This is a genomic window from Nonomuraea sp. NPDC004580 (assembly GCF_040609855.1).
Taxonomy (GTDB): Bacteria; Actinomycetota; Actinomycetes; order Streptosporangiales; family Streptosporangiaceae; genus Nonomuraea; species Nonomuraea salmonea.
On record NZ_JBEXLH010000002.1, the window covers coordinates 409,408 to 432,750 of the forward strand.

The window sequence follows — 23,343 nt, forward strand, 5'->3', positions numbered from 1 at the left end:
CTCACCGCAGGGCGTCCACCGGCTCCATCCTGGCGCCGCGCAGGGCCGGGTAGAGGCCGGCCAGCAGGCCCACCACCGCGCCGGCGACGGGTGCGGCGACGGCCAGGCGGACGTCCAGGAGCGGCGTCCACTGTTTGGCGGCCGCGACGGCGACCACGGTGACCACGCCGAGCGCCGCGCCGACCACGCCGCCGATCAGCCCGATCAGCGTCGACTCCAGCAGGAACTGCGCGGCGATGTGCCGGCGGGCGGCGCCGAGCGCGCGGCGCAGGCCGATCTCCGGCACCCGTTCCATGACGGTGACCAGGGTGACGTTCGCGATGCCGACGGCGCCCACGACCAGCGAGACCAGGCCGAGGATGAGGAAGAGCGCGTTCACGTCGTCCTGCGCCTGGTCGCGGGCCCTGGTGGGGCTGGGCGGCGCGACCACGTGCAGCATGTCCGCGTTGCCCGGGCTGAGCGCGGCGGGCGCCTGGCCGGCGATCAGCCCGGCGGCTCCCAAGGTGGTGTTGACCAGCACCCGGGTGACGTCGCGGAGGCCGAACTGCCGGCCCGCCGTCGGCGGCACGATCACCGCCGTGCTCAGGTTCCGCTCGCGGCGCAGGTCGCCCATGATGCCGATCACCGTGTACGCGTGCTTGCCGATGAAGATCGCCGGTGACCGGTCGAGCCGGGTGACGCCGAGCGCCCTGGCCGCCTGGTCGCCGATGACCGCCACCCGGTCGCCCCGCTGGACGTGTCCCGTGTCGTAGAAGCGGCCCTGCAGCATCCGGCCGCGCGCCGCCTCGGGCAGCCCGGTCGTCGCGGCCAGCACGGTCAAGGACTGCGTGGTGACCCTGGACGGGTCCACGATGTCGTTGGAGCGTACGGACAGGTTGGAGCCGTCGTCGCTCTCGGCCACCGCGGCGGCCGACTCGACGCCGCGCAGCCTGGTCAGCCGGTCGATCGCGGTCCACTCCACGAGCGGCTCGAACTCCTGCTCCGGCACCTCCACGGTGATGGCCGTGGCCACCAGCTCGTCGAAGCGGCCGACGATCTGGTTGCCCGCCGTCGCGGCCACGCCGAGCGTGACGACGAGCGTCGTGATGCCGAGCACGGTGCCGAGCGTGGTGAGCGCCGAGCGCACCGGCCTGGCGAGCATGCCGGCGACGGACTCGCCGACCAGGTCGCGTACGTGCATCACGCCTCCTCCGCCGGCACGCCGTCGGTGATGCGCACCCGCCGCCCGGCACGCGCGCCGACCTCCTGCTCGTGCGTGATGACCACGATCGTCAGCCCCTGCCCGCGCAGCTCGTCGAACAGGCCGAGCACCGCCTCGGTGTTGCGGCTGTCGAGGTTGCCGGTGGGCTCGTCGCACAGCAGCAGGGGCGGCTCTCCCATGAGGGCTCTGGCGATGGCCGCGCGCTGTCGTTCGCCGCCGGACAGCAGGCCGGGCGCGAAGTCGGCGCGGTGGGCGACGCCGACCCGTTCCAGAGCGGCCATCGCCCGCACGCGCCGCTGCCTGATCGTGCCCCGCCGTCCGCGATAGACCTCGGCGAGCATGACGTTCTCCACGACGCTGCGGTGGGACAGCAGGTGGAAGGCCTGGAAGACGAAGCCGATGCGGTCGGCGCGCAACCGGGTCCTGGCGCCGTCGCGCAGGGTCGTGGTCTCGACGCCGTCCAGCCGGTAGCTGCCGGTGCTCGGCCGGTCGAGCAGGCCGAGCACGTTGAGCAGGGTCGACTTGCCTGACCCCGACGGGCCGGTGATGGCCAGGTAATCGCCCCTGCCGACCCGCAACGTGACGCGGTCGAGTGCGCGGACCGGCGGCTGGGCGGGGAACTCCCTGCACACCTCCGTCAGCTCGATGACCGGCTCAGCCACCGCCGACCACCACCCGGTCACCCTCCTTGAGCGCGCCGGTGACCTCGACGTTCCCGTCCGCGGTCAGGCCCGTGCGCACCTCGACGTCGTTGGTCTCGTCCGGCGCGTGCTCGACGCGTACGCGGGCCTTCCCGTCGGCCGAGGTGATCACCGCGGCCACCGGGACCACCAGCACCGGCTCCTCGGTCGCGCCCACGGTGACCCGCGCCGTGACCGCCGTGCCGGCCTTGAGCGCCTTGCTCGTGGCGGGCGTGAGCAGGATCGGTACGGCGCCTTCAGGCGGCTCCTCGGCGCCCGGCACCTTCGCCCGGTCGCCGACCGCGGTGAGCGTGGCCCGATACGTTCTGCCCGTGCCGAGCTCGATGCTCGCCTCCATGCCGGCGCGCAGCAGCTCCGACTCCGCCGCCTCGACGCTCGCGGTCACCATGAACGACGAGCTGGTGACGGTGGCGACCTCGTCCTCGACGCGCTGCCCCGCCTTCACCGACACCTTCTGCACCCGGGCGGGCAGCTTCGGCAGGAACACCACCTCGCCGGGCGGGACGGAGGTGCCGTACGTGCGGGCGTACTCGGCCAGCATCTCCTTGGCCGCCGCCACGTCCTTCCTGGCGCCCGCCACCTTGAGCCGGGTGGGTGACAGCCTCCTGGCCTGCCGCAGCGCCTGCTGGGCCGTGACCAGGCTCTCCTTGGCGGTGCGTACGGCCTTGCGCAGCTCCTCCAGCCGTTTCTCCCTGGTTTGCCGCGCCTCCTCCATGGCCAGGCCGCGCGCCTCGTGGGCGGCGGCGAGGTCGGCCCTGGCGTTCTCGACCCGCATCCGCAACAGGCCCGTGTCAGCGGGCGGCTGACTCGCGGAGATGAAGGTGGGGGTGGGGGTGAGGCTGGGGGTGGGGGTGGGCGTCGGCCGGGTCCTGGCCGCTTCCAGCTCCTGCTCGGCCGCCGCCAGCTTCTCCTCCGCCGCGCGTACGGCCGCGTCGGCCGCCGCCAGCTTCGCCTCGTCCTCGGGCGTCAGCCGCCGCTCCTCGGCCTGCTTCAGCGCCCGCTTCGCCGCCGTCAGGTCCGCCTCGGCGTTGTCGAGCTTCACCTTCAGCGGCAGCACGTCACGGCCCTGGTCGAGCGCCTGCTGCTCGGTCGCGAGGGTTTCCCGCGCCGTCTGTACGGCCTTGCGCAGCGTGTCGTACGCCTGCCGGTCGGCCAGCGACGGCTGCTGGGCCTCGTACCCCTTCTTCGTGTACATCCTGGTGACGGCGGCGATCGTGGCCTGGTCGAACACGCCCGTCAGCGGCCCGCCGAAGCCCAGCCTGCGCAGCGCCCGCTGCAGCTGCCTGACGTCGGCGCCCTTGCTGCCCGGGGCGATCGTGCGGTGCATCGGCACGGAGCCGCGCAGCGCGAACACCGGGCGGCCGTTGACCTCCATCAGCACCGCGCCCTCCTTGATGCGGCCCTTGCGCGGCGCCCTGGTCGCCCTTTGCAGCTCCGCCGCGCCGCCGACCGCTCCGGCGAGGGTGATGGGCAGGGGCGAGCCGTACTCCAGGGTGCCGCTGGTCACGACGGTGCTGACGAGCTCGCGGCGCTCGACGGCGGCGGTGACGAGCGAGGGCCTGGGCGCGGCCCTGCGGGCCGCCTCGTCGGCGGGCGAGCGTAACCGGGTGCTCAGCGCCCAGCCCGCGGCGGCGATGACGACGACGCCGGCGATGATGCCGGCGATGAGCCTGCGTGGCGACCTCATGGCGGCTTCACATGCCGAACCGGTCGTTGACCTGCTCGTCGATCGCCGCCTGGCGCGGCAGGTAGGCGGGGTAGAAGTCCCTGCCGCACTCCAGGTCGTCGAGCGCCGCCTTGATCTCCCTGTTCAGGTAGGGGCGCGCCTCCTCGGGGGTGAGGGTGGGCGCGTAGATCATCGGCAGCTCGCCCTCCTTCGCCGGAGGCGCGACGTCGGGCACGTCGTCGCGCTGTGCCCGGCCCAGCCTGTCCTCCTGGGCACGGAACATCTCCTGGCCGCGCCTCGCCATGGCCAGCGGCGTGGTGTCGCTGATCGCGTTGCCCTTGCCCTTGAGGCAGGTGGCCATGGCGGCGGCGAGCTCGACCAGCTCGGGGTCGCTGTTGAGGTCGCTCTTGAGCGCGCGCGATCAGGTGACGGGCAATGCGGCGGCCAGCAGGACGACGCCGAGCGACCCCGCCAGCGAGCCCACCGCCATGACCCGGGCCAGCAGGGGACGGCCCGTGCCGCTCGCCCAGCCGTGCACGCCGGCCGCGGCCATGACCGCGCAGAACACCAGGAGCTTGGCGGCCAGGATCCGGCCATAACCGGGCTCGGCGAGCGAGGCCCAGGTGACGCCCTTGTGCCAGGCGATGGCCACGCCGGTGGCCAGCTGCACGGGCAGGAACGCGGCCACGGTGAGCAGGCCGAAGCGCCGGCCGACCGCGTTCAGCACCTGGCCGCGCCGCTCGTCGTCCAGCAGGCGGCGGGCCAGCGGCAGCACCACCAGCGACACCGTGAGCTGCCCGCCCACCCAGAGCGCGGCCCCGAGCACGTGCAGGAACCGCACCACCGACCACCACGTCATGACGCGCCCTCCCGGCATACGCGCAGTGCGACGCCCGACCTCGGCGCTGTGGCCGGGGCATCGGATCGGACCAGGATTTGACATCCTCCCCCCTCGTGAACGGGGGGGTCGAGGAGGGCACGCCGGATGGCCAGTTGCCCGGCGGGGGTGCCGCAGGATCGTGCTGTGCGCGGAGGGCATCGTGCCGCGTGTGAAAAGGGGTGCGTGAGGGCGAGGCCCCTCATCGGCGACGCTCTGACGCTACGCGGGCGTTCGGGAAATCCTTGGCCTGCCCACGGCGATGACTCGTGCAAATGCCGGACGTGCCGCCCCGGCCTTTGGCATGCGGCGGCCTACTGTCCTTACCGACCGGCCGTTCCCGCACCGGAGGAGGGGATCCATGTCGGGCAGTGACGTCCGCGGCCTGCTCTCTCCCTTCCTGTTGCTGCTCATCTGCGAGCGGCCCGGTCACGGGTACGACCTGATCGAGCGGCTGGCGCGGCTGGGGGCGTCCGACGCGGAGCCGGGGCAGGTCTATCGGGCCCTGCGCTCGCTCGAACGCGCCGGCCACCTGGCCTCCGACTGGGTCGCCTCCGAGGCGGGGCCCGCCCGCCGGCGCTACGAGCTGACCACCGGCGGGATGGCCGAACTGCAGGCGTGGATGCGCCGGTTGACCGAAGTGCGCGGGTTGCTGGAGACCTGCCTGGACAGATGGACGCGGATCAGCTCGGCAGCCGATACCCACGACGTCCCAGGTGGTGCGGGTGGGCGGGGCTCGGGCGTGCGGGAAGGGTCGGGGTGGGAGGAGGCGTCGTGGGCGAGGACCCGGCGATGAGCGCCGTGTCCGCCGTGTCCGCCGTGTTCGAGCGGCGGGCGCAGCCGACGGCGGCCGTGGGTGCGGACGCCGAACTGATCGTCCGCGCCTGCCAGGAGATGGCGGAACGGTTCCGCGCGGGCGGGAAGCTGCTGGTGTTCGGCAGCGGCGGGTCGGTGGCCGATGCTCAGCACGTCGCCGTCGAGTTCGCGCATCCGGTCGTCGTCGGCAAGCCGGCGCTCCCTGCCCTCTCGCTGACCACGGACCTGGCCCTGGCCACGGGGATCGCTCGCACCCAGGGTCTGGACGGCATCTTCGCCGCCCAGCTGCGGCTGCTGGCCGCGCCGCACGACATCGCGCTTGGTCTGTCGGCCGAGCCCGGCTGCCCTGCCGTACGCGATGGGCTGACGGCGGCGCGCGAGCTGGGTCTGCTGACGGTGGCGCTCGCAGGAGGGCACGCGGCGTCTGAGGCGGATCACGTGGTGGTCGTGCGCTCCGGCGATCCGCTGGTCGTCAAGGAGGTGCACATGACGATCTATCACGTGCTGTGGGAGCTGGTGCACGTCTTCTACGAGCTGGAGGCGGTCCGATGACGGAGTCGTGTCACGACGGGGTCTGCGTCACGTGCTCGGACGTGGCGGTGCCGGTGCTCGTGGTGCGGTTGCTGGAGGACGGGATGGCGCTGGTGGAGACGGAGTCGGGGACGGCGGAGGAGGTCAGCGTGGCGCTGGTGGACGCGCGGCCCGGTGACGTCGTCCTGGTGCACGCCAAGGAGGCCATCGCGAGGAGGGACCCTTGAGTACGGTCGGTCAGCCCGGCGGGATCGAGGCCCTGTACCCGTTCCTCGCCCCGGCGCCCGCGGACAGGGAGGCGGTCGTCGCCGACCTGTGCGCGTCCACGCGGAGGAAGGCCGGCGAGATCGTCGCCCTGCGCCGGTCCCTGGTCGCCTCGCACGGCGAGCGGCTGGTGGCGTGCGCGCGGGCGATGGCGGCGGCGATCGAGGCAGGGGGCCGGCTGTTCGCGTTCGGCAACGGCGGCAGCAGCACGGACGCCCAGGCCGTCGCCCAGCTCTTCGCCGCCCCACCCGAGGCAGCCCGCGCGACCGCCGCACCGCCGCAGCCGGCCCGCGCGGTGGCGGCGGTGGCGTTGGCGCAGGATGTCGCGCTGGTCACGGCGTTGTCGAACGACGTCGGGTACGAGCTGGTGTTCGCCAGGCAGCTCGCCGCGCTCGGGCGACGGGGTGACGTGGCCGTGGGGTTGTCCACCAGTGGGGGGTCTCGGAACGTGGTCGATGCCATGGCGGAGGCGTCCAGGCGCGGCATGGTGACCGTGGGGATGGCGGGTTATGACGGCGGGGCGATGGCGCAGGAGGGGCGGGTGGCGTACCTGTTCGTGGTGCCGTCGGCGTCCGTGCACCGCATCCAGGAGGCGCAGATCACGCTCTGCCACGTTCTGTGGGAGCTGACCCAGCGGGTGCTGGCCGGCGAGATGTGACGGGCATGGCCGGTACGGGGGTGCGCCGGGTCAGGGTGCGGGTCGAGGGGCTGGTGCAGGGTGTGGGGTTCCGGCCGTTCGTGTGCGGGCTGGCCGGGACGTACGGGGTGTCGGGGTTCGTCGGCAACGACCCCGGCGGGGTGTTCATCGAGGCGGAGGGCGAGCCGGGGAGGCTGGAGGCGTTCACGGCCGGGCTGACGGGCCAGGCGCCGCCGCTCGCGCTGGTCGAGCGGGTCTCGGTGGAGGCGGCGGAGCCGGTGGGCGAGCCGGGTTTCCGCATCGTGCCGAGCAGGCGCGGCGAGCGGCCGAACCCCGCCCTGGTGCCTCCGGACGCCGGTACGTGCACCGCCTGCCTGCGCGAGCTGCGCGACCCCGGAGACCGCAGGCACCGGTACGCGTTCGCCAACTGCACCGGCTGCGGGCCGCGGTTCACGATCGTCACCGGCGTCCCGTACGACCGGTGCGCCACCACGATGGCGGACTTCGCGATGTGCGCCGCCTGCGCGCGGGAGTACGGCGACCCCGGCGACCGCCGCTTCCACGCCCAGCCGGTGTGCTGCCCGGCGTGCGGCCCCGAGCTGCGCGCCCTCGGCGCGGACGGCCGGCCGGTGCCCGGGGATCCGGTCGAGGTGGCGGCCGGGTGGCTGGAGGAGGGGCGGGTCGTGGCGGTCAAAGGGCTGGGCGGCTATCACCTCGCCGTCCTGGCCGCCGACGACACCGCCGTTGCCGTGCTGCGGGCCCGCAAGCGCCGCGAGTCCCGGCCGTTCGCCGTGCTCGCGCGGGACGTGGCGGCGGCCGGGACGCTGGTCCACCTGGACCCGGCGGCCGAACGGCTGCTCACCGGCACGCCCCGCCCGATCGTGCTGGCCCCGCGCCGCCGTGCCGCCCCGGTGGCCGACGCCGTGGCGCCCGGGGCCCGCGACCTGGGGGTGATGCTGCCGTACACGCCGCTGCATCACCTGCTCGCCGACCGGCTGGCCGCGCCGTACGTGCTGACCAGCGGCAACCTCACCGACGAGCCGATCGCCCACCGCGACGAGGACGCGCTGCGGCGGCTGGCGGGCGTCGCCGACGGGTTCCTCGTGCACGACCGGCGGATCGAGGCGCCCGCCGACGACTCGCTGGTGCGGGTCTTCCGCGGCCGGGAGCTGGTCGTGCGCCGATCGCGCGGCTACGCCCCCGCCCCCGTCCCCGTGCCGTGGCGCTTCTCCCGGCCGGTGCTCGCCTGCGGCGCCCAGCTCAAGAACACGTTCTGCGTGGCCAGGGGCGACCAGGCGTTCCTGTCGCAGCACATCGGCGACCTGGAGAGTTACGAGACCCTGCGCCTCTTCACCGAGTCCGTCGAGCGCTTCTGCCGGCTGTTCGGCGTCCGCCCTGACGTGGTCGCCCACGACCTGCACCCGGAGTACCTGTCCACCGCGTACGCGCGCGAGCGCACCGGCGTGGACCTGGTCGCCGTGCAGCACCACCACGCGCACGTCGCCTCCTGCCTGGCCGAGCACGGGCACGGCGGGCCCGTCATCGGGGTGGCGTTCGACGGGCTCGGCCTGGGTGACGACGGCACGCTGTGGGGCGGGGAACTGCTGGTCGCCGACCTGCTCTCCTATCGGCGGGCCGGGCATCTGGAGGCGGTGCCGATGCCGGGCGGCGCGGCGGCCGTACGCCAGCCGTGGCGCATGGCGGCGGCCTGGCTGGACCGGCTCCACGGCGGCGCCCTGCCCGATGCCCTGCCCGATCTGGCGGTGGCCGCGCGGCATCGGGAGCAGTGGCCGGTGGTGGCCGGGATGGCGCGGTCCGGGCTGAACGCGCCGCTCACGTCCAGCGCGGGGCGGCTGTTCGACGCGGTGGCGGCGATCGCGGGGGTGCGCGATGTCATCGGGTACGAGGGGCAGGCCGCCGCAGAGCTGGAGGCCCGGGTGGATGCCGGGGAGCGGGGGGCGTACCCGGCGCGGGTGATCGCCGGCGAGCCCCTGGTCATCGCGGCAGGCGACCTGGTCGGAGCCGCGGCGGAGGACGTCGCGGCCGGTGTGGACGCGGGACGGATCGCCGCCCGCTTCCACCACGGGCTGGCCGCCGCGGTGGTCCGCGCGGTCACGATCCTGGGCGAGGAGACGGGACTCCGTACGGTGGCGTTGTCCGGCGGCGTCTTCCAGAACACGGTCCTGCTGGAGGCGGTGGTGTCGGGCCTGGAACGCGAGCACTTCCAGGTCCTGACCCATTCGCGAGTCCCGCCAGGCGACGGCGGCCTCGCCCTCGGCCAGGCCGTCATCGCCGCCGCCCACGACCGCCGCTGACCGCGCCGCCCGCCGGCGGGCGGTGGTCAGCAGATGCGTGGGAGGGGGTCGCCGACCAGGAGGTCGACGATTCTGGTGCCGCCGAAGGCGGTGTTGAGGAGGACCATTCCCGCGGGGTCGGGCTCGATCGTGCCCACCACCGCCGCGCCCTCGCTCACCGGGTGCCGCCGGAGCGCCGCGACGGCCGCGTCGGCGTGCTCGCCGTCCACGACGGCGACGAACCTGCCCTCGCAGGCCACGTACAGCGGGTCGAGGCCGAGCAGTTCGCAGGCGCCGCTCACGATCGGGCGGACCGGGACCGCGCGTTCGTCCACCCGTACGGCCACCCCGGCGCCGCGGGCCACCTCGTTCAGGACGGTCGCGACCCCGCCCCTGGTGGCGTCGCGCATCATCCGCACGGGGGCGGCGTCGAGGAGGGCGGCGACGGCGTCGTGCAGGGGCGCGGTGTCGGAGGTCAGGTCCGCCTCGATGTCGAGGTCGCCCCGGGCGATCATGACGGTGATGCCGTGCTCGCCGACCGGCCCCGACACGATCACCGCGTCCCCCGGCCTGACCTGCGCGTCGCCCAGCGTGACCGGCCGTTCGAGCGCCCCGACGCCGGACGTGGTCACGTAACAGCCGTCGGCCTTGCCGCGCTGCACCACCTTGGTGTCGCCGGTCACCACCCGCACACCGGCCCGCTCGGCCGCGGCCGCCATGGAGGCGGTGATCCTGCGCAGGTCGGCGATCGGGAACCCCTCCTCCAGGACGAACGCCGCCGACAGGTACATCGGCCTGGCCCCGCACACCGCGAGGTCGTTGACGGTCCCGTTGACGGCGAGGTCGCCGATGTCGCCGCCGGGGAAGAACAGCGGCGAGACGACGTACGCGTCGGTGGTGAGGACCAGCCGGCCGGTGCCGAGGTCGAGCGTGGCGCCGTCGTCGAGCGGGTCGAGCGCCGGGTTGCGGAAGGCGTCGGCGAAGACGGCCTCGATCAGCGTCCGCGACGCCTTGCCGCCCGCGCCGTGCGCCAGCGTCACCCGCTCCTCGGTGAGCTTGGGCCTGCGACGGCGGGCCCGTTCGATCCGCTCCAGCACCTGGACCTCACGGGAGGCCACAGCTTCGTCGTTCACGGCCGGCTCCCCAGAGTCAGCGGTACGGGCGCACGCCGCCGGGCGAAGCGGCCGAAGTTGTAGTAGGCGGCGCAGGCCCCCTCGGACGACACCATGCAGGTGCCGATGGGCGTCTCGGGCGTGCAGGCGGTGCCGAAGACCTTGCACTCCCACGGCTTCAGCACACCTTTCAGCACCTCACCGCACTGGCACGCCTTGGGATCGGCCACCCGCACCCCCGGTACGGCGAAGCGCACCTCGGCGTCGTACGCCGCGTAGGCCTCCCGCATCCGCAGCGCGGAGTGCGCGATGAACCCCAGCCCGCGCCACTCGAAGTGCGGCCGCAGCTCCATCACCCGCGAGATCGCCGACAGCGCCCGCGGGTTCCCCTCCCACGGCACCACCCGCGTGTACTGGTTCTCGACCTCGGCCCGCCCCTCGGCGAGCTGGCGGAGCAGCATGTGGACGGACTGCAGGACGTCCAGCGGCTCGAACCCGGCGCACACCAGCGGCTTGCCGTAGTCGCGGGCGATGAACGAGTAGGGCGTGCAGCCGATGACGGTGGAGACGTGGCCGGGCCCGATGAACCCGTCGATCCGCTGGTCGGGCGAGTCTAGGATGGCCTTGATCGCCGGGATGATCGTCACGTGGTTGCAGAAGACCGCGAAGTTCGGGACGTCCTCGGCGGCGGCCCGCAGCACGGTCATCGCCGTGGACGGAGCCGTGGTCTCGAAGCCGATGGCCATGAAGACGACCGTGCGGTCGGGGTGCTGCCGGGCGATCTTGAGCGCGTCCAGCGGCGAGTACACCATGCGGATGTCCGCGCCCGCGGCCTTGGCGTCGTAGAACGAGCCCTGGCCGCCGGGAACCCGCATCATGTCGCCGAACGACGTCAAGATCACGCCGGGCTCGCGGGCGATGGCGATGGCGTCGTCCACCCGTCCCATCGGGATGACGCAGACCGGGCAGCCGGGGCCGTGCACCAGCGACACCGGCTCGGGCAGGTAGTCCTCCAGGCCGTGCTTGTAGATGGTGTGCGTGTGGCCGCCGCACACCTCCATGAACGTGTAGCGCCGCCCTGGCTCGCACAGGTCGCTGATCCGCGCCGCCAGCCTCCTGGCCTCGCCCGCGTCGCGGTACTCATCGACGAACCGCACTGTCCCGCCTCTCAGGTGATGTCGGATTCCGCGAGCGCTTCGAGCTCGTCGGTGTACGCCTGTCCGAGACCGCGCAGGAGCGCGAGCGTGGCCGCCGCCTCCCGCTCGTCGATCTTGGACATGGCGAAGCCGACGTGCACGAGCACCCAGTCGCCTGGACGGATGCCGTCCTGGTCGACCAGCCCGACGTTGATGACCCGCCGCACGCCCGCCACCTCGACCTTGGCGAGTTCGGGCTGTCCGGGGATGAGTTCGACGATCTCGCCGGGAATGCCCAGGCACATCGGCCGCCTCGCTCCTCTCACATTCGTCGCATGGTGATGTAGCGCTTGAGGGCGGGCAGTTCCCGCCAGACCATCGCGATGACCGCGGCCCCGGCGAACAGGGCCAGCAACGTGCCTAGCTGCCGCATGTCGGCTTCCACCTCCTCTCGCGTCTCAGCTGGGAGACAGGTTCGGCATGGTCGGCGCGATCGGGTTCCCGTGGCGGGGACGTACGCCGGTCGAGCGCCGCGCGTCGGCGGTGCCGTCCTTGTGGTGGCCCCGCTGACGGCGGTAGGAGCCCTTCGCGTTGCCCTGGGGCACGCCCTTGACGTGCGAGGGCGTGTCAGGCGCCACGTCGGGAACGCCTACGCGAATTCGTGCCATGTCGTCCTCCTCATCGGTCGAGTTCGGCGAAGAAGGCCGCGATCCGGTCCCAGATCTGGGGGCCGCCGGACATGCCCGTCCATTCCTGGCGTACCAGGGCGACGAGCCGGTGACAGTCGTCGATCGGGACGAGCCAGCGCTCGTCCAGGCCGCGCACGACGGCGACCAGGAACGCCTCCACCGCCGGCCGCATCGACGCCAGCTCCGCGTAGTGCCCTGCGAGCCGGTCCCACGCGTCGGCGTCCACGTCCCAGCGGGTCGCGCCCACCGGGCTCGGGTAGTGCGCCACGACCGTGCCGTCGGAGCGGCGGACGAAGAACGCCAGGCCCACGGGCACGCCCAGCTCGGACGGCGGCGGCCCGGTGAGCCGCAGCCGCCGGTCGGGCACCAGCAGGAACCTGCCGGGACCGTTCGTCCCGTGCTCGAACAGCAGCGCGCAGGCGCGGCAGGCGCACAGCACCAGGTCCTTGCGCTCCTCCAGCAGGTGGGCGTGCGTGTCACGCAGCGGCTCCCCGCACAGCTCACACGGCTCCGCGGCCCGCCGCCCACCGACCGGCCGCCTGACCACCCGTCCAAGCGCCCCCGCCCCGACCACAGCGCCGGTCACAGCGCCAGTGGCAGCGCCCGTCCCAGCGCCCGTCCCAGCGCCCGTGGCGGGGCCCGTCGCGGGGCCCGTCGCGGGGCCGGTCATAGGGCCGCCCTTGAGGTGGCGGGGCGGCGGGTGAGCGCGTCGAGCGGGATGAACGCCGCACCACCGGCAGCCGCCGCACTCCCCTGGGCCCCGCCGCTCCCCTGGGCCGCGCCGACGGACACCCCGTGCAGCACGAACAGGTGCGCCAGCAGGACGTCGTCCGCCAGCGCCGCCCCCACCTCGGGCGCGGCGGCGACGACCCGCTCGGCGATGCGGGCGAGCGCCTCCCCGTACACCCCGGCGAGCGTGGCGAGCGCGTCGAGCGCCAGTTCGGCCGTATGCCCGGAGGCCGGCTCCAGCTCGCTCAGCAGCTCGTCGAGCAGCTCCAGGTGCCCGGCGACGGCCCGCTCGTCCAGCCTCGGCCGGCCGTCAGTCATGGCCGCCGCCGAACATGGGCGAGTGCAGTTTCCGCACGGTACGGCCCTTGCCGACGTACATGTGGACGCCACACGGCAGGCAGGGGTCGAAGCTGCGCACGGCGCGCATGATGTCGACGCCCTTGAAGTTCTCCGGCCCGTTCTCCTCGAAGATCGGCATGTCCTGGACGGCGTCCTCGTACGGCCCAGGAGTGCCGTAGCGGTCGCGCGGGCTGCCGTTCCACGGCGTCGGCGGGTACGGATGATAGTTGGCGATCTTCCCCTTCTCGATCACCAGGTGATGCGACAGCACACCGCGCACCGCCTCGTGGAACCCGACCCCGATGGCCTGGTCGGGCACGTCGAAGTCCTGGAACACCTTGGTGTCCCCGCCGCGCACCCGCTCCAGCGCCCGCTCGACGAACCACACCGCCATGGCGGCGGCGTAGGCCACGAAGTACACGCGGGCCCGGTTGCGCTCAAGGGCGTTGGACCACTGCGGGATCCGCCACTCCAGCGTCACCTCGGGCAGCTCGGGCCCCTTGGGCAGGTTGATCTGCACGCTCGACCCGGTGGACTTCACGTACGGCGTGTCCACGAGCCCGGCCAGCGCGGTGGTGTAGAGGCGCGCGAACGGGCCGCCGCCGGTGTCCAGCGCCAGGTGGTCGCCGGTGCGCGGGTCCAGCCAGCGCGGGCTCATCACCCAGCTGTAGTTGCCGTCGAAGTCGCGCTTCTGCGGGGCGGGCAGCGTGGTCTGGTTCCACGGGTGGCGCATGTCCACCGGGTTGCCGAGCGGGTCGTGGGTGACGAACGGCTCCTCGTTCACCCAGTCCTCGTAGTAGGAGCTGCCGAGCAGGATGCGGATGCCGAGGTTGATGTCCACCAGGTTCGTCGTGATGAGCTCGCCGTCCACGACGATGCCGGGGGTGACGTACATCGCCCTGCCCCACTCGTTCATCGTCTGGTAGCGGTAGTCGACCACCTCGGGGTCCTGGAACGCGCCCCAGCAGCCGAGCAGCACCCTGCGCCGGCCGACCTCCTCGTAGCCGGGCAGCGCCTGGTAGAAGAAGTCGAAGACGTCGTCGTTGAGCGCGACGGCCTTCTTGACGAAGTCGATGATGTTCATCAGCCGCGACAGGTAGCCGGTGAAGACCGACGGCGACGGCATCGTGCCGACGCCTCCCGGATAGATCGTCGAGGGGTGCACGTGCCTGCCTTCCATCAGACAGAACATCTCCCGCGTGACCCGGCTGACGGTCAGCGCCTCCTTGTAGGCGTCCCCCTCGAACGGGTTGAACGCCTGCATGATGTCGGCGATCGTGCGCTTGCCGTGGATGGCGGCGTTCGGCGCCTCGGTGGTGGTGGCCCGCCTGAGCACGCTCGGGTTGGTGCCCTTGACCATCGCCTCGCAGAAGTCGACGAACACCAGGTTGTCCTGGAAGAGGGTGTGGTCGAACATGTACTCGGCGGCCTCGCCGAGGTTGATGATCCACTCGGCGAGCTTCGGGGTCTTGATCCCGTACGCCATGTTCTGCGCGTAGACCGAGCACGTCGTGTGGTTGTCGCCGCAGATGCCGCAGATGCGGCTGGTGATGAAGCCGGCGTCGCGCGGGTCCTTGCCCTTCATGAAGACCGAGTAGCCGCGGAACAGCGAGGACGTGCTGTGGCACTCCACCACGCGCTGGTTCTCGAAGTCGATCTTGGTGTAGATGCCGAGATTGCCGATGATCCTGGTGATCGGGTCCCAGGACATGTCGACGAGCCGGCCCTTGGTGGGCGCCGCTTTCTCCTGCTGTTCGATGGCCATCGGCCGTGCTTTCCTCTCTCGTCGGAGCCGACGGCTTATGGGCGCCAGCGCGGGTCGTAGCCGCTGGTCAGCGCCTCACGGTTGTGCCGCCACCGGGGTTCCCTGTTGACGGTGTGGTTGGTGATGCCGCGCATCCGGCGGATGAACGCGCCGTACGGCTTGATGAGCATCGAGGACAGGCCGCCGCCGGGCGGCATGTCCATGAACGGCATGAACTTGTCAGGGAAGCCCGGCATGGTGCAGGCGATGCAGATGCCGCCCACGTTCGGGCAGCCGCCGATGCCGCGCATCCACCCGCGCTTGGGCACGTTGCAGTTCACCACCGGGCCCCAGCAGCCCACCTTCACCTGGCACTTCGGCGAGTTGTAGTCGTGCGCGAAGTCGCCCTGCTCGTAGTACGCGGCCCGGTCGCACCCCTCGTGGACCGTCTTGCCGAACAGCCACTGGGGACGCAGCAGCTCGTCCAGCGGAGGCGGCGGCGCGCTGCCGGCGGCGTGGTGGAGCACCCAGGTCAGGGTCTCCATGAAGTTGTCCGGCTGGACCGGGCAGCCCGGCACGTTCACGATCGGCAGCCCACCGGTCGAGCGGAAGTCCCAGCCGAGGTAGTCGGCCAGGCCCATGCAGCCGGTCGGGTTGCCGGCCATCGCGTGGATGCCGCCGTACGTGGCGCACGTGCCGATGGCGACGACCGCCCACGCCCGCGGCGCGAGCCGGTCGATCCAGGAGTTCAGGGTCAGTGGCTGCCCGGTGCTCGGGTCGTTGCCGAACGACGTCCAGTAGCCGTCGCCGTTGATGTTCTCGTTGGGCACCGAGCCCTCGATGACGAGGATGAACGGCTCCAGCTCCCCGCGCGCGGCGGCCCTGAACGGCGCCAGGTAGTCCTCGCCGCCGAGGCTGGGCGAGAGAACCTTGTTGTGCAGGTGCACCTTGGGCAGGCCGGGAATGGTGCCGGCGACGACGTCCTCGATCGCGGGCTGGGTCGCCGCGGTGATGGAGACGGTGTCGCCGTCGCAGCTCATGCCCTCGGATATCCACAGGATGTGCATCTCGTCGTAGCCGGCGGTCTGACCGCCCTTCTGCTCCGTCTGTGTCATGCGCGCACCTCGTCCTGCTGGTAGGTGATCGACTCGACGACGACCCCGGTGTCGGGCGCGAGCTCGACGTCCACGCCGCCGCAGCGCGGGCAGGCGACGAGCGCGAGCGCGTCGGTCACGGGCGTCCGCGCGCCGCAGCCGCCGCAGCTCACCGCGGGCGGCTCGGCGACGAGCTCGATCCGCGCGTCCTCGGCAGGCGTGCCGGCCGCGGCCACGCGGAAGCCCTGCTCGACGACCGCTGGATCGGGCCGGTGCCCGGCGAAGGGGACGCGGACGCGTACCGCGGCCACCTGCCGTCCCTCCGCCCTGCGCAGGACCGCCTCCACGATCTCGTCGCACATCCCTGTCTCATGCATCGGCGCGCTCCCTGTCGGTTCGTCGGTACGCCTCGTCACGTGCCAGCGCCGTCACCGCCGCGACCGCGCCTTCGACGGCGGCGGCCACCGGCTCCGACAGGCCCATGACCTCGTCGATGATCTGGGGCCTGCAGCCCACCAGCAGCACCCTGGGCACCCGGCCGCCCAGCCTGGCGAGCAGGTCGAGGACGGCCTGCGGGTGCATGCCGTGCCCGTCGACCTGGGCCAGGCCCACCGGCTCGTCGTCGATCTCCAGCACCGCGACGGTGCCGGGCGGGCCGTCGATCTCGACCGCGTCCACCATGATCAGCGTGTCGTACGCGCCGCCGAGCAGCTCGTACGCCAGGTGCACGCCGCGGATCCCGTAGTCCGACACCGACACCGAGCCGGGCAGCGCGGCGGCGTCCACCCGCCTGACCACCTCGACGCCGAACCCGTCGTCGCCCAGGAACACGTTGCCGATCCCGGCCACCAGCACCCTGTTCATGCGGGCTCACCCTCCAGCGGCTCGGTCTCCTCGGGGGCGAAGTAGCGGTAGCGGCCGTACCACTGGTTCAGCTCGGCCGCCGGGTCGTCCTCCAGGGTCACGGCGAGGTGGCGGGCGCCGTCCACGTCGAGCAGCACCGCCTCCACCACGGCCGTCCTGCCGTCGAGGAACATGTCCTGCGGGTCGGTGCCGCGCAGCCGGGGCCGCAGCCGCACCCTGCTGCCCTTGCGGACCAGCGTCCCCGCCACCTCGACGACGTCCGTGTCCGCTTCCGTCTCTGGATCCCTGATCGTGCCGTGCAGGCGGGCGAGGTCCTCAGGGGTCATCGCCTCGACCCGGTCGATGATGTCGGCGGCGCGCGGGTCGGTGGCGCGCGCCTCGCGCTTCTCCGCGTCGGTGAGCGTCAGGGTGCGCAGCGACAGGATCTCGTCGATCTCCGCCGCGTCGTGCAGGTCGCCGTGGCTCTCCGGGGCGACGCGCGGGTTGTCGTAGAGCAGGATCGGCGACGACAGCACCACCTGGTCGCCGCTCAGCACCGGGTACGTGTGCGCGTTCACGCACTCGGCCGCCGCCTTCTCCGCCCAGTCAGGCGGGTCGAGCAGCGAGACGAACCGGCCGCCCGGCACGGTCAGCAGGGTGTGACAGGCGATCAGGGCGTGCCGGAGCGCCTCTTCCCTGGGCGTGTCCGGTGAGGGCTCCCGCGCGGCGTTCTCCGTCCGTACGCGGAGCCTGAACAGCGACTCCCCCTCGCACGGAGTCAGCGACAGCGTCACACGGGCGGTCAGCGGCCACGTGCGGCGGCGCGTCCGGCCGGCCGAGCCGGGCAGCGGGGTGACCGTGTCGGAGCCGGGAATCCGCAGGTCGAGCCGCTTCTCACCGGACAGCAGCTCCGCCACCGACGCCTGGACGTCCAGCTCGCACGGCACCGCCTCGTCGAAGCTCAGCGCCTCACCGACCCGATCCGCCGCACGGTGACCGCCGTCGGGCAGCCGCTCCTCGGGCGTACGGCGGCGCACCTGCAGGAAGCGGAGCCTGCCGAGCACGACGGCGTCGGAGGGCGCGAGGAGCAGGCACTCGGTCTGCTGCCACCACGACTCGGCGGAGCCCGCGACCCCGCCGCCCTCCAGCCCGTGCGCCCTGGCCCACCGCTCCGGCAGCAGCACCCCGAACTGCCACCTGACCTGGTTCTTCGGCGAAGATCGCCGGTAGGGATAGAGCAGGTAGCCCTCGTACAGGACGGAGTCAGCCACCGCCAGCGCCGCGCGGAAACCGGGCGCGGCATCGATGCCGTTCGCGTCCACGGCGAGTGGCCCCCTTACTGCCCTGGTCCTACGTGACCCTTTGGGTATAGCCACGCCGTCCCAGGCCAAGTAGGTGAGCCACTCCCCTAGGTGCGGACCGCACTTAGCGGCTCTTGGTGCTCCACCCGGGCGGGCACCGGCACTCGCGCCTCCAAGCCCCGCTCAACCCCAACAGGATTTGAACGTCACCTTGCCGAGGCGGCTCACAACCACGTACGCAGGTCGTCGATGTCGACCAGGGGCAGGCCCCAGCGGAGAGCGGAGGCCTCCAGGTCGGCCGCGCCGGCCATCGTGCCGTCGCGGCGCATCACCTCGCAGCACACGCCCACCGGCGGCAGGCCCGCGGCCAGGCACAGCGCGACGGTCGACTCCGTGTGGCCGGCGCGCTCCCGGAGCAGGCCGGGGCGGGAGGCGATCGGAATGACGTGGCCGGGTGCGGTGAAGTCGGCGGGGGTGGAGTCGGGGCGGGCGAGGTGGCGTACGGTGGCGGCGCGTTCTGCGGCGCTGACCCCGGTGCCGGTCGAGGCGGCCAGGTCGACGGGCGTGTGGAAGGCCGTGCCGTGGCGGTCTCCCGCGCCCTCCAGTGCCGGGATCTCCAGCCGGTCGAGGACCTCGGGAGCGCACGGGACGCACGGGTAGCCGTACACCTCGGTCAGCAGGAACGTGAACGCGGCAGGACGCAGGTCCGCCCCGGCGAAGATGACGTCGCCCTCGGCCTCGCGCGCCGGATCCCACACCATGACACCGCCGCCGGCGGCGAGCTGGCGCACCACCTTCTCCACTCCGACCCGGCCCGACAGATGCCCGGCCCAGCCCAGCGCGGCGACCGCCTTGGCGACGTGGGCGCTCGCGGAGGCCGGGCCGCCCGCCGCCAGCCGGCTCACCATGTCGGACTCCAGGTTGACGCGGTCGCCCACGGACAGCGCGGCCAGGGTCGTCCCGGCGAGCGTGGACGGGATCAGCGCCACCGAGAAGCGGTCCTTGACCACCTCGGCCACGGTCAGGCTCACGCCGTCGACCGCGATGGAGCCCTTGGCCATGACCTTGCCGATGAACCGGTCAGGCGGCCTGATCCACAGCCGCCGCCCCAGCCCGGGGTCGTCGTCGGCGCGCACGACCTTGCCGACCCCGTCGACGTACCCCTGGACCAGGTGCCCGTCGAGCGGGTCGCCGACGGCGAGCGGCGTCTCCAGGTTCACCCGCCGTCCCGGCTCCCGCATCTCGTCGAACGTGGTGCGGCGCCGGGTCTCGGTGCTGACCGACACCCTGATCAGGTCGCCCTCGACGTGCTCGGCGGTCAGCTGGACCCCCGCGACGTTCAGCGAACCGCCCTTCGCCAGCCGCTCCGCGCTCTTGGCCGCCCGGATCTCGATGTCGTTCGCGCCGACGGACTCGATCAGGCCGATCTCGTGGATTCTGCCGGTGAACATGCCCTTCCCCTTCGCACAAGTGGCCGATGGCGTCAGGGACCCGGTCATCGGAGTCCGAGAAGGGGCGGGGTATCACCGCATGGCTCCGGAATCGCACCGGATCGTTCCTCCTGCGGGGAGGAACCGGCGGGCTGTCACCGCCGCACCTGGCTTCGCACCACCGTCCACGATAACCGCCCCGGCCGGACCGAGGAAGGGCCTCTCTCACGCCGGGAAATGTCCGGTGAATGCCCTGCTTATTACCTGACATTATCTCGCGGCAAACATTAGCGTTTCCAGAACAACGACGAGAGGACGTGTGAAATGAAACGGAAAGTAGCCGGAAGAATCGCCGTCGCCGCGGTCGGCGGGCTCGCGGCCCTCGTGGTCTCCGTCAGCCCCGCGCAGGCCAAGGAGGCGGCCGGCCACTGGTACGGGCCCTACTCCACGCAGGGCATCTGCGAATACTGGAGGAACGGCGTGCAGGCGGGCGGGACGCAGACCCGTCCTTGCTTCTATGACATCGGCTGGTATTTCTGGGCCGCGGCCTGATTTACCCGTCACCGGGGCAGGGCGGTCTTTCGCGCATCGCCGGAACTCGGCGGCGAGCGGGGACGTCGCAGGTCGTGGAGTTCAGTACGCCTGAGATTGCCGCTCGCCGCCTTACCGCAACCCTGTTGGTTGCGGTAAGGCGGCGGGGCTCCGCAGCAGGAGCGCGGTGACGATTCACGCCCTCACGATGCTGGGGCGCTGGGATGGGTCGCGGGCATCTCGGCGGTGTCGTCGTGGGCGGGACTCGTGGTGGCGGTGGTGGCGTTCGTGCTGTTCTGGCGCACTCAACCCCCTCCGCACGAGGGACGCCGCCACCTGCTCGGACGCGTTCCTGGCCAAGGCCGTGGTCGTCGCCCTCGCGCTGATCGCCGCTCTGAGCTGACCCCGCCTCAAGACCCGGGCCCGCGCGGCAAGTGGGTCGTCTCTATGCCTTGAGCGGCTGGACGACGACCTTGCCCTTGGCATGGCCCGCGGCGACGTGGTCGTACGCGGCGGCGGCGTCCGCCAGCGGGACGGCGCGGTCGGCGACGATCTCCAGGCCCGCCGCGGCCACCTTCGCGAGGCGGGCGGCGTCCGTCTCGTGGTGCACGAACGCGGCGCGCAGGCCGCGGGCGGCGGCGCGGTCCGCGTCCGGTGGGACGTTCAGGGCGAGCAGCAGGCCGCCGGGGACGAGGACGTCGAGGGAGGCGGTCTCCACGTCGCCGCCGATCGGGTCGATGACCACGTCCACCTCCGAGGCGCGCTCGCGGAAGTCGGCCGCGGTGTAGTCGATCACCTCGTGGGCGCCCAGCTTCCCGGCGAGCGAGGCGCCAGCCGGAGAGGTGGTGGTGAGGACGTGGGCGCCCGCCTTCCTGGCCAGTTGCAGGGCGAAGCCGCCCACTCCCCCGGCGCCGCCGTGGATCAGCACCCTCTGGCCGGGCCGGAGCCCGGCCACCTCGTGCACCGCCTGCCAGGCCGTCGCGGCGGCGGTCGCGAGCCCTGCGGCGAGGCCGAGCGGGACCGCCGGCGGCGCGGCGGTGAGATGGGTGACGGGGACGGCGGCGTACTCGGCGACGGCCCCGCCCCCGGCCGGGTCCGTACGCGCGAGCACCGCGTCGCCGACGCTCCGGCCGGTGACGCCGGGCCCGAGCCGGACGACGGTGCCGGCGAGGTCGGTGCCCACCACCGAGGGGAAGGTGACCGGGAAGAAGTCCTTGACGTGACCGTGGCCGATCTTGACGTCCAGCGGATTGAGCGCCGCCCCGGCGATCGCGACCAGGACCTCGCCTGGGCCGGGCTCCGGCTGGGGGATCTCGGTGACGACCGGGCGGACGCCGTACGCGGTGTACTGCAGTGCCTTCATGCGACCCACGCTCGCCTGGCCGGGTCCGTACGGGAAGGCGGAGCTCACACTGGTGATGGCAGCGCCTGCCTCCACCTCGGCCGCGGGACCACAATGGAAGGCATGGATCTGCAGGAGTTCGGGGCGTTCCTGAGGTCGCGGCGCGACCGCATCAAGCCGGGCGAGGTGGGGCTGCCGGCGGGGACGCGGCACCGGGTCCCCGGGCTGCGCAGGGACGAGGTGGCGGTGCTGGCGGGGGCGTCCACCGACTACTACAACCAGCTGGAGCAGGGGCGCGGCGCGCAGCCGTCCGAGCAGATGGTGGCGGCGCTGGCCCGCGCGCTGCGGCTCACCGCCGACGAGCGCTCCCACCTCTACTTCCTGGCAGGACGCCCGGTGCCGCCGCGGCACAGCCTGTCCGCCCACGTGCACCCCGGCATGCTCGACCTCCTGGAACGCCTGCCCGCGACGCCCGCCGCGGTGATCACCGACCTGCACGCCGTCCTCGTCCAGAACCGCCTGGCCACCGCGCTCCTCGGCCCGATCCCGCCCGTTCAGGGCCGCGCTGCGAGCTTCGTCCACCGATGGTTCACCGACCCGGACGCCCGCTCCCGCTACCACCCGGACGAGCACGGTCATCAGTCGCGCGTGTTCGTCGCCGACCTGCGGGCCGTGGCGGCGCGGCGCGGTGGGGACGAGCAGGTGAGCGGGCTCATCGACGAGCTGCTCGCCACGAGCGCCGAGTTCGCCGGGCTCTGGGCGCGGCAGGAGGTGGCCGTACGCCGCGCCGACCGCAAGCGGCTCGTCCACCCCGAGCTGGGCGTCATCGAGCTCGACTGCCTCAGCCTGCTGAGCGAGGACGGCTCGCAGCGCCTGCTGTGGTTCACCGCGCCGGCCGGGGGCGACGCGGCCGAGAAGCTCGCCCTGCTCGACGTCCTCGGCAGCCAGGACGTCGGAGCCTAGGCCAGGTCGATCGGCCGGATGCGCAGCTTGGCGGCGATGCGGGCCAGCGCCTTCTGGTCGGCGGCGGTGAGCGGGTCGAGCACGAAGCGCCGCACCGAGCGTACGTGGGTGGGCGCGGCGGCGACGACCACCTCGTAGCCGGCGTCGGTGAGCGCGGCGATCGTGTAGCGGCCGTCCTCCGGGTCGGGCGAGCGCTCCACCCAGCCGCGCTGCTCGAAGCGCTTGACCACGTTGGACAGGCGCGAGAGCGAGCCGTTGGCCAGGTAGGCCAGCTCGCTCATGCGCAGGCGGCGGCCGGGGGCCTCGGAGATGTGGCTGAGCGCCAGGTATTCGAAGAGGCTCAGGCCGGACTCGTGCTGCAGGGGCGTCTCCAGCCTGCCCGGCAGCAGGAGGACGAGGGAGACGAGCCCGGTCCACGCCTCTTTCTCGTCCGGGGTCAGCCACAGCGGCTCGTCAGGGGTGCTGGCCATGAGGTTCAGCCTATCGGGGGCTCGTCACTTCACGCTTGAAGTGAATAGGTGGTAGCTTTCACTTCAAGCGTGAAGTCAACCAGTGAGGATTCGTGATGAGTGAGCCGGAGTTCTTCGCCACCCCCGGGTACGGCGATCGGCAGCTGACCACCATGCATTACCACCAGGCGGTGCGCATCGGCGACCGGGTGGAGATCTCGGGGCAGGGCGGGTGGGACGACGACTTCCACTTCCCTGAGTCCCTGGAGGACGAGATCGTGCGGGCCTTCGACAACGTGGAGCGGACCCTCGCCACGGCCGGCGCCACCTGGCGCGACGTCGTGGCGGTGGACTCGTACCACATCCCCGACTCGCCGGACTTCATCGGCGAGGTGCACAACCGGGTGATGGTGGAGCAGTTCCGCAAGCGCATGGGTGACCGCGCGCCCATCTGGACGGAGATCGGCGTCGCCGCACTCGGCGCCCCGAAGATGCGCGTCGAGATCCGCGCCACCGCCGTAGTCGGAAGCGGCGCCTGAGCGAAGCCGTCGCGGGGGCTAGATCGCTGATGTGAAATTGGTTAGTGGTCGTAGGCGGTCAGGGACCGTTTCACCGGTGCGTCGGTGTTCCAGTTGTGCCAGATTGCGGCGTTGA

The 23,343-nt window shown here is 72.6% G+C and carries 27 protein-coding genes; 8 read left to right on the top strand and 19 right to left on the bottom strand.

The window, feature by feature from the left end:
- Position 1 precedes the first annotated feature (1 nt).
- From ABZW11_RS05110 to ABZW11_RS05130, 5 genes are read right to left on the bottom strand one after another with little or no spacing between them, the layout of a single operon-like run.
- Positions 2-1,180 (bottom strand): ABC transporter permease, encoded by a 1,179-nt coding sequence (locus ABZW11_RS05110; protein ID WP_355412798.1) that lies wholly within the window; start codon positions 1,178-1,180, stop codon positions 2-4.
- Entirely contained in the window at positions 1,180-1,863 is a 684-nt protein-coding gene (locus ABZW11_RS05115; protein ID WP_355412800.1) for an ABC transporter ATP-binding protein, read from the bottom strand. Before ABZW11_RS05115 ends, ABZW11_RS05110 begins: the two co-directional genes overlap by 1 nt.
- Entirely contained in the window at positions 1,856-3,589 is a 1,734-nt protein-coding gene (locus ABZW11_RS05120; protein WP_355412802.1) for a peptidoglycan-binding protein, read from the bottom strand. The genes ABZW11_RS05115 and ABZW11_RS05120 overlap by 8 nt, the downstream gene beginning before the upstream one ends.
- 7 nt (positions 3,590-3,596) lie before the next feature.
- The gene (locus ABZW11_RS05125) at positions 3,597-3,929 is read right to left on the bottom strand and encodes a hypothetical protein (RefSeq protein ID WP_355412804.1); all 333 of its coding nucleotides are present in this window, start codon (positions 3,927-3,929) and stop codon (positions 3,597-3,599) included.
- Between the two features lie 60 nt (positions 3,930-3,989).
- On the bottom strand, positions 3,990-4,427 hold the full coding sequence (locus ABZW11_RS05130; RefSeq protein WP_355412806.1) for a hypothetical protein: 438 nt from the start codon (positions 4,425-4,427) through the stop codon (positions 3,990-3,992).
- 379 nt (positions 4,428-4,806) lie between these two features.
- Between ABZW11_RS05130 and ABZW11_RS05135 the strand changes: the two genes are divergently transcribed.
- The 5 genes from ABZW11_RS05135 to hypF are packed head-to-tail and all read left to right on the top strand — an operon-like array spanning position 4,807 to position 9,008.
- Positions 4,807-5,241: a helix-turn-helix transcriptional regulator gene (locus ABZW11_RS05135; protein WP_355412808.1), complete on the top strand. Its 435-nt coding sequence runs from the start codon at positions 4,807-4,809 to the stop codon at positions 5,239-5,241.
- Positions 5,220-5,813, top strand: coding sequence for an SIS domain-containing protein (locus ABZW11_RS05140; RefSeq protein ID WP_355412810.1), 594 nt, complete (start codon positions 5,220-5,222; stop codon positions 5,811-5,813). Before ABZW11_RS05135 ends, ABZW11_RS05140 begins: the two co-directional genes overlap by 22 nt.
- Positions 5,810-6,019, top strand: coding sequence for a HypC/HybG/HupF family hydrogenase formation chaperone (locus tag ABZW11_RS05145; protein WP_355412812.1), 210 nt, complete (start codon positions 5,810-5,812; stop codon positions 6,017-6,019). Before ABZW11_RS05140 ends, ABZW11_RS05145 begins: the two co-directional genes overlap by 4 nt.
- Entirely contained in the window at positions 6,016-6,714 is a 699-nt protein-coding gene (locus ABZW11_RS05150) for an SIS domain-containing protein (RefSeq protein ID WP_355412814.1), read from the top strand. Before ABZW11_RS05145 ends, ABZW11_RS05150 begins: the two co-directional genes overlap by 4 nt.
- Before the next feature lie 5 nt (positions 6,715-6,719).
- Positions 6,720-9,008 (top strand): carbamoyltransferase HypF, encoded by a 2,289-nt coding sequence (hypF, locus tag ABZW11_RS05155; RefSeq protein ID WP_355412816.1) that lies wholly within the window; start codon positions 6,720-6,722, stop codon positions 9,006-9,008.
- 26 nt (positions 9,009-9,034) lie between these two features.
- Here hypF and hypE read toward each other — a convergent pair whose 3' ends face one another.
- From hypE to ABZW11_RS05215, 12 genes are all read right to left on the bottom strand, one after another.
- Positions 9,035-10,120: a hydrogenase expression/formation protein HypE gene (gene hypE / locus ABZW11_RS05160; RefSeq protein ID WP_355412818.1), complete on the bottom strand. Its 1,086-nt coding sequence runs from the start codon at positions 10,118-10,120 to the stop codon at positions 9,035-9,037.
- On the bottom strand, positions 10,117-11,256 hold the full coding sequence (hypD, locus tag ABZW11_RS05165) for a hydrogenase formation protein HypD (protein WP_355412820.1): 1,140 nt from the start codon (positions 11,254-11,256) through the stop codon (positions 10,117-10,119). The genes hypE and hypD overlap by 4 nt, the downstream gene beginning before the upstream one ends.
- 11 nt (positions 11,257-11,267) lie before the next feature.
- Positions 11,268-11,540 carry a HypC/HybG/HupF family hydrogenase formation chaperone gene (locus tag ABZW11_RS05170; RefSeq protein ID WP_345392733.1) on the bottom strand — a complete coding sequence of 91 codons (273 nt, stop codon included), beginning with the start codon at positions 11,538-11,540 and terminating at the stop codon, positions 11,268-11,270.
- Between the two features lie 153 nt (positions 11,541-11,693).
- Entirely contained in the window at positions 11,694-11,903 is a 210-nt protein-coding gene (locus ABZW11_RS05175) for a hypothetical protein (protein WP_355412822.1), read from the bottom strand.
- 10 nt (positions 11,904-11,913) lie between these two features.
- The gene (locus tag ABZW11_RS05180; protein ID WP_355412824.1) at positions 11,914-12,510 is read right to left on the bottom strand and encodes a DUF5947 family protein; all 597 of its coding nucleotides are present in this window, start codon (positions 12,508-12,510) and stop codon (positions 11,914-11,916) included.
- An 80-nt stretch (positions 12,511-12,590) separates the two neighbouring features.
- A complete protein-coding gene (locus tag ABZW11_RS05185; protein WP_355412826.1) occupies positions 12,591-12,971 on the bottom strand; it encodes a hypothetical protein in 381 nt (126 codons plus the stop codon).
- A complete protein-coding gene (locus tag ABZW11_RS05190) occupies positions 12,964-14,757 on the bottom strand; it encodes a nickel-dependent hydrogenase large subunit (RefSeq protein ID WP_355412828.1) in 1,794 nt (597 codons plus the stop codon). The genes ABZW11_RS05185 and ABZW11_RS05190 overlap by 8 nt, the downstream gene beginning before the upstream one ends.
- A gap of 35 nt (positions 14,758-14,792) precedes the next feature.
- Positions 14,793-15,851: a hydrogenase expression protein HypE gene (locus ABZW11_RS05195; RefSeq protein WP_355412830.1), complete on the bottom strand. Its 1,059-nt coding sequence runs from the start codon at positions 15,849-15,851 to the stop codon at positions 14,793-14,795.
- On the bottom strand, positions 15,848-16,207 hold the full coding sequence (locus ABZW11_RS05200; RefSeq protein ID WP_355412832.1) for a hydrogenase maturation nickel metallochaperone HypA: 360 nt from the start codon (positions 16,205-16,207) through the stop codon (positions 15,848-15,850). The genes ABZW11_RS05195 and ABZW11_RS05200 overlap by 4 nt, the downstream gene beginning before the upstream one ends.
- On the bottom strand, positions 16,200-16,694 hold the full coding sequence (locus ABZW11_RS05205) for a hydrogenase maturation protease (RefSeq protein ID WP_355412834.1): 495 nt from the start codon (positions 16,692-16,694) through the stop codon (positions 16,200-16,202). Before ABZW11_RS05205 ends, ABZW11_RS05200 begins: the two co-directional genes overlap by 8 nt.
- A complete protein-coding gene (locus ABZW11_RS05210) occupies positions 16,691-17,995 on the bottom strand; it encodes a hypothetical protein (protein ID WP_355412836.1) in 1,305 nt (434 codons plus the stop codon). Before ABZW11_RS05210 ends, ABZW11_RS05205 begins: the two co-directional genes overlap by 4 nt.
- Before the next feature lie 203 nt (positions 17,996-18,198).
- Complete coding sequence (locus ABZW11_RS05215) at positions 18,199-19,425, bottom strand: riboflavin synthase (RefSeq protein ID WP_355412838.1); 1,227 nt, start codon at positions 19,423-19,425, stop codon at positions 18,199-18,201.
- 303 nt (positions 19,426-19,728) lie between these two features.
- Between ABZW11_RS05215 and ABZW11_RS05220 the strand changes: the two genes are divergently transcribed.
- Entirely contained in the window at positions 19,729-19,956 is a 228-nt protein-coding gene (locus ABZW11_RS05220) for a hypothetical protein (RefSeq protein ID WP_355412840.1), read from the top strand.
- Positions 19,957-20,380: 424 nt separating this feature from the next.
- Here ABZW11_RS05220 and ABZW11_RS05225 read toward each other — a convergent pair whose 3' ends face one another.
- Entirely contained in the window at positions 20,381-21,298 is a 918-nt protein-coding gene (locus tag ABZW11_RS05225) for an NADP-dependent oxidoreductase (RefSeq protein WP_355412842.1), read from the bottom strand.
- A gap of 102 nt (positions 21,299-21,400) precedes the next feature.
- On the opposite strand from ABZW11_RS05225, the gene ABZW11_RS05230 reads away from it, so the two are divergent.
- Complete coding sequence (locus ABZW11_RS05230) at positions 21,401-22,240, top strand: helix-turn-helix transcriptional regulator (protein WP_355412844.1); 840 nt, start codon at positions 21,401-21,403, stop codon at positions 22,238-22,240.
- Here ABZW11_RS05230 and ABZW11_RS05235 read toward each other — a convergent pair.
- Entirely contained in the window at positions 22,237-22,710 is a 474-nt protein-coding gene (locus ABZW11_RS05235; protein ID WP_355412846.1) for a MarR family transcriptional regulator, read from the bottom strand. The two genes, ABZW11_RS05230 and ABZW11_RS05235, sit on opposite strands and share 4 nt — an antisense overlap.
- Positions 22,711-22,805: 95 nt before the next feature.
- On the opposite strand from ABZW11_RS05235, the gene ABZW11_RS05240 reads away from it, so the two are divergent.
- Positions 22,806-23,228, top strand: coding sequence for a Rid family hydrolase (locus tag ABZW11_RS05240; protein ID WP_355412848.1), 423 nt, complete (start codon positions 22,806-22,808; stop codon positions 23,226-23,228).
- The last annotated feature ends 115 nt before the right edge of the window (positions 23,229-23,343 follow it).

Bases quoted from the DNA above. Each gene is read 5' to 3' on its own strand.
- ABZW11_RS05110 (WP_355412798.1), bottom strand. From the start codon at position 1,180: ATGCACGTACGCGACCTGGTCGGCGAGTCCGTCGCCGGCATGCTCGCC.
- ABZW11_RS05120 (WP_355412802.1), bottom strand. From the start codon at position 3,589: ATGAGGTCGCCACGCAGGCTCATCGCCGGCATCATCGCCGGCGTCGTC.
- ABZW11_RS05125 (WP_355412804.1), bottom strand. From the start codon at position 3,929: ATGGCCACCTGCCTCAAGGGCAAGGGCAACGCGATCAGCGACACCACG.
- ABZW11_RS05130 (WP_355412806.1), bottom strand. From the start codon at position 4,427: ATGACGTGGTGGTCGGTGGTGCGGTTCCTGCACGTGCTCGGGGCCGCG.
- ABZW11_RS05135 (WP_355412808.1), top strand. From the start codon at position 4,807: ATGTCGGGCAGTGACGTCCGCGGCCTGCTCTCTCCCTTCCTGTTGCTG.
- ABZW11_RS05145 (WP_355412812.1), top strand. From the start codon at position 5,810: ATGACGGAGTCGTGTCACGACGGGGTCTGCGTCACGTGCTCGGACGTG.
- hypF (WP_355412816.1), top strand. From the start codon at position 6,720: ATGGCCGGTACGGGGGTGCGCCGGGTCAGGGTGCGGGTCGAGGGGCTG.
- ABZW11_RS05170 (WP_345392733.1), bottom strand. From the start codon at position 11,540: ATGTGCCTGGGCATTCCCGGCGAGATCGTCGAACTCATCCCCGGACAG.
- ABZW11_RS05175 (WP_355412822.1), bottom strand. From the start codon at position 11,903: ATGGCACGAATTCGCGTAGGCGTTCCCGACGTGGCGCCTGACACGCCC.
- ABZW11_RS05185 (WP_355412826.1), bottom strand. From the start codon at position 12,971: ATGACTGACGGCCGGCCGAGGCTGGACGAGCGGGCCGTCGCCGGGCAC.
- ABZW11_RS05190 (WP_355412828.1), bottom strand. From the start codon at position 14,757: ATGGCCATCGAACAGCAGGAGAAAGCGGCGCCCACCAAGGGCCGGCTC.
- ABZW11_RS05195 (WP_355412830.1), bottom strand. From the start codon at position 15,851: ATGACACAGACGGAGCAGAAGGGCGGTCAGACCGCCGGCTACGACGAG.
- ABZW11_RS05200 (WP_355412832.1), bottom strand. From the start codon at position 16,207: ATGCATGAGACAGGGATGTGCGACGAGATCGTGGAGGCGGTCCTGCGC.
- ABZW11_RS05205 (WP_355412834.1), bottom strand. From the start codon at position 16,694: ATGAACAGGGTGCTGGTGGCCGGGATCGGCAACGTGTTCCTGGGCGAC.
- ABZW11_RS05215 (WP_355412838.1), bottom strand. From the start codon at position 19,425: ATGTTCACCGGCAGAATCCACGAGATCGGCCTGATCGAGTCCGTCGGC.
- ABZW11_RS05220 (WP_355412840.1), top strand. From the start codon at position 19,729: ATGAAACGGAAAGTAGCCGGAAGAATCGCCGTCGCCGCGGTCGGCGGG.
- ABZW11_RS05225 (WP_355412842.1), bottom strand. From the start codon at position 21,298: ATGAAGGCACTGCAGTACACCGCGTACGGCGTCCGCCCGGTCGTCACC.
- ABZW11_RS05230 (WP_355412844.1), top strand. From the start codon at position 21,401: ATGGATCTGCAGGAGTTCGGGGCGTTCCTGAGGTCGCGGCGCGACCGC.
- ABZW11_RS05235 (WP_355412846.1), bottom strand. From the start codon at position 22,710: ATGGCCAGCACCCCTGACGAGCCGCTGTGGCTGACCCCGGACGAGAAA.
- ABZW11_RS05240 (WP_355412848.1), top strand. From the start codon at position 22,806: ATGAGTGAGCCGGAGTTCTTCGCCACCCCCGGGTACGGCGATCGGCAG.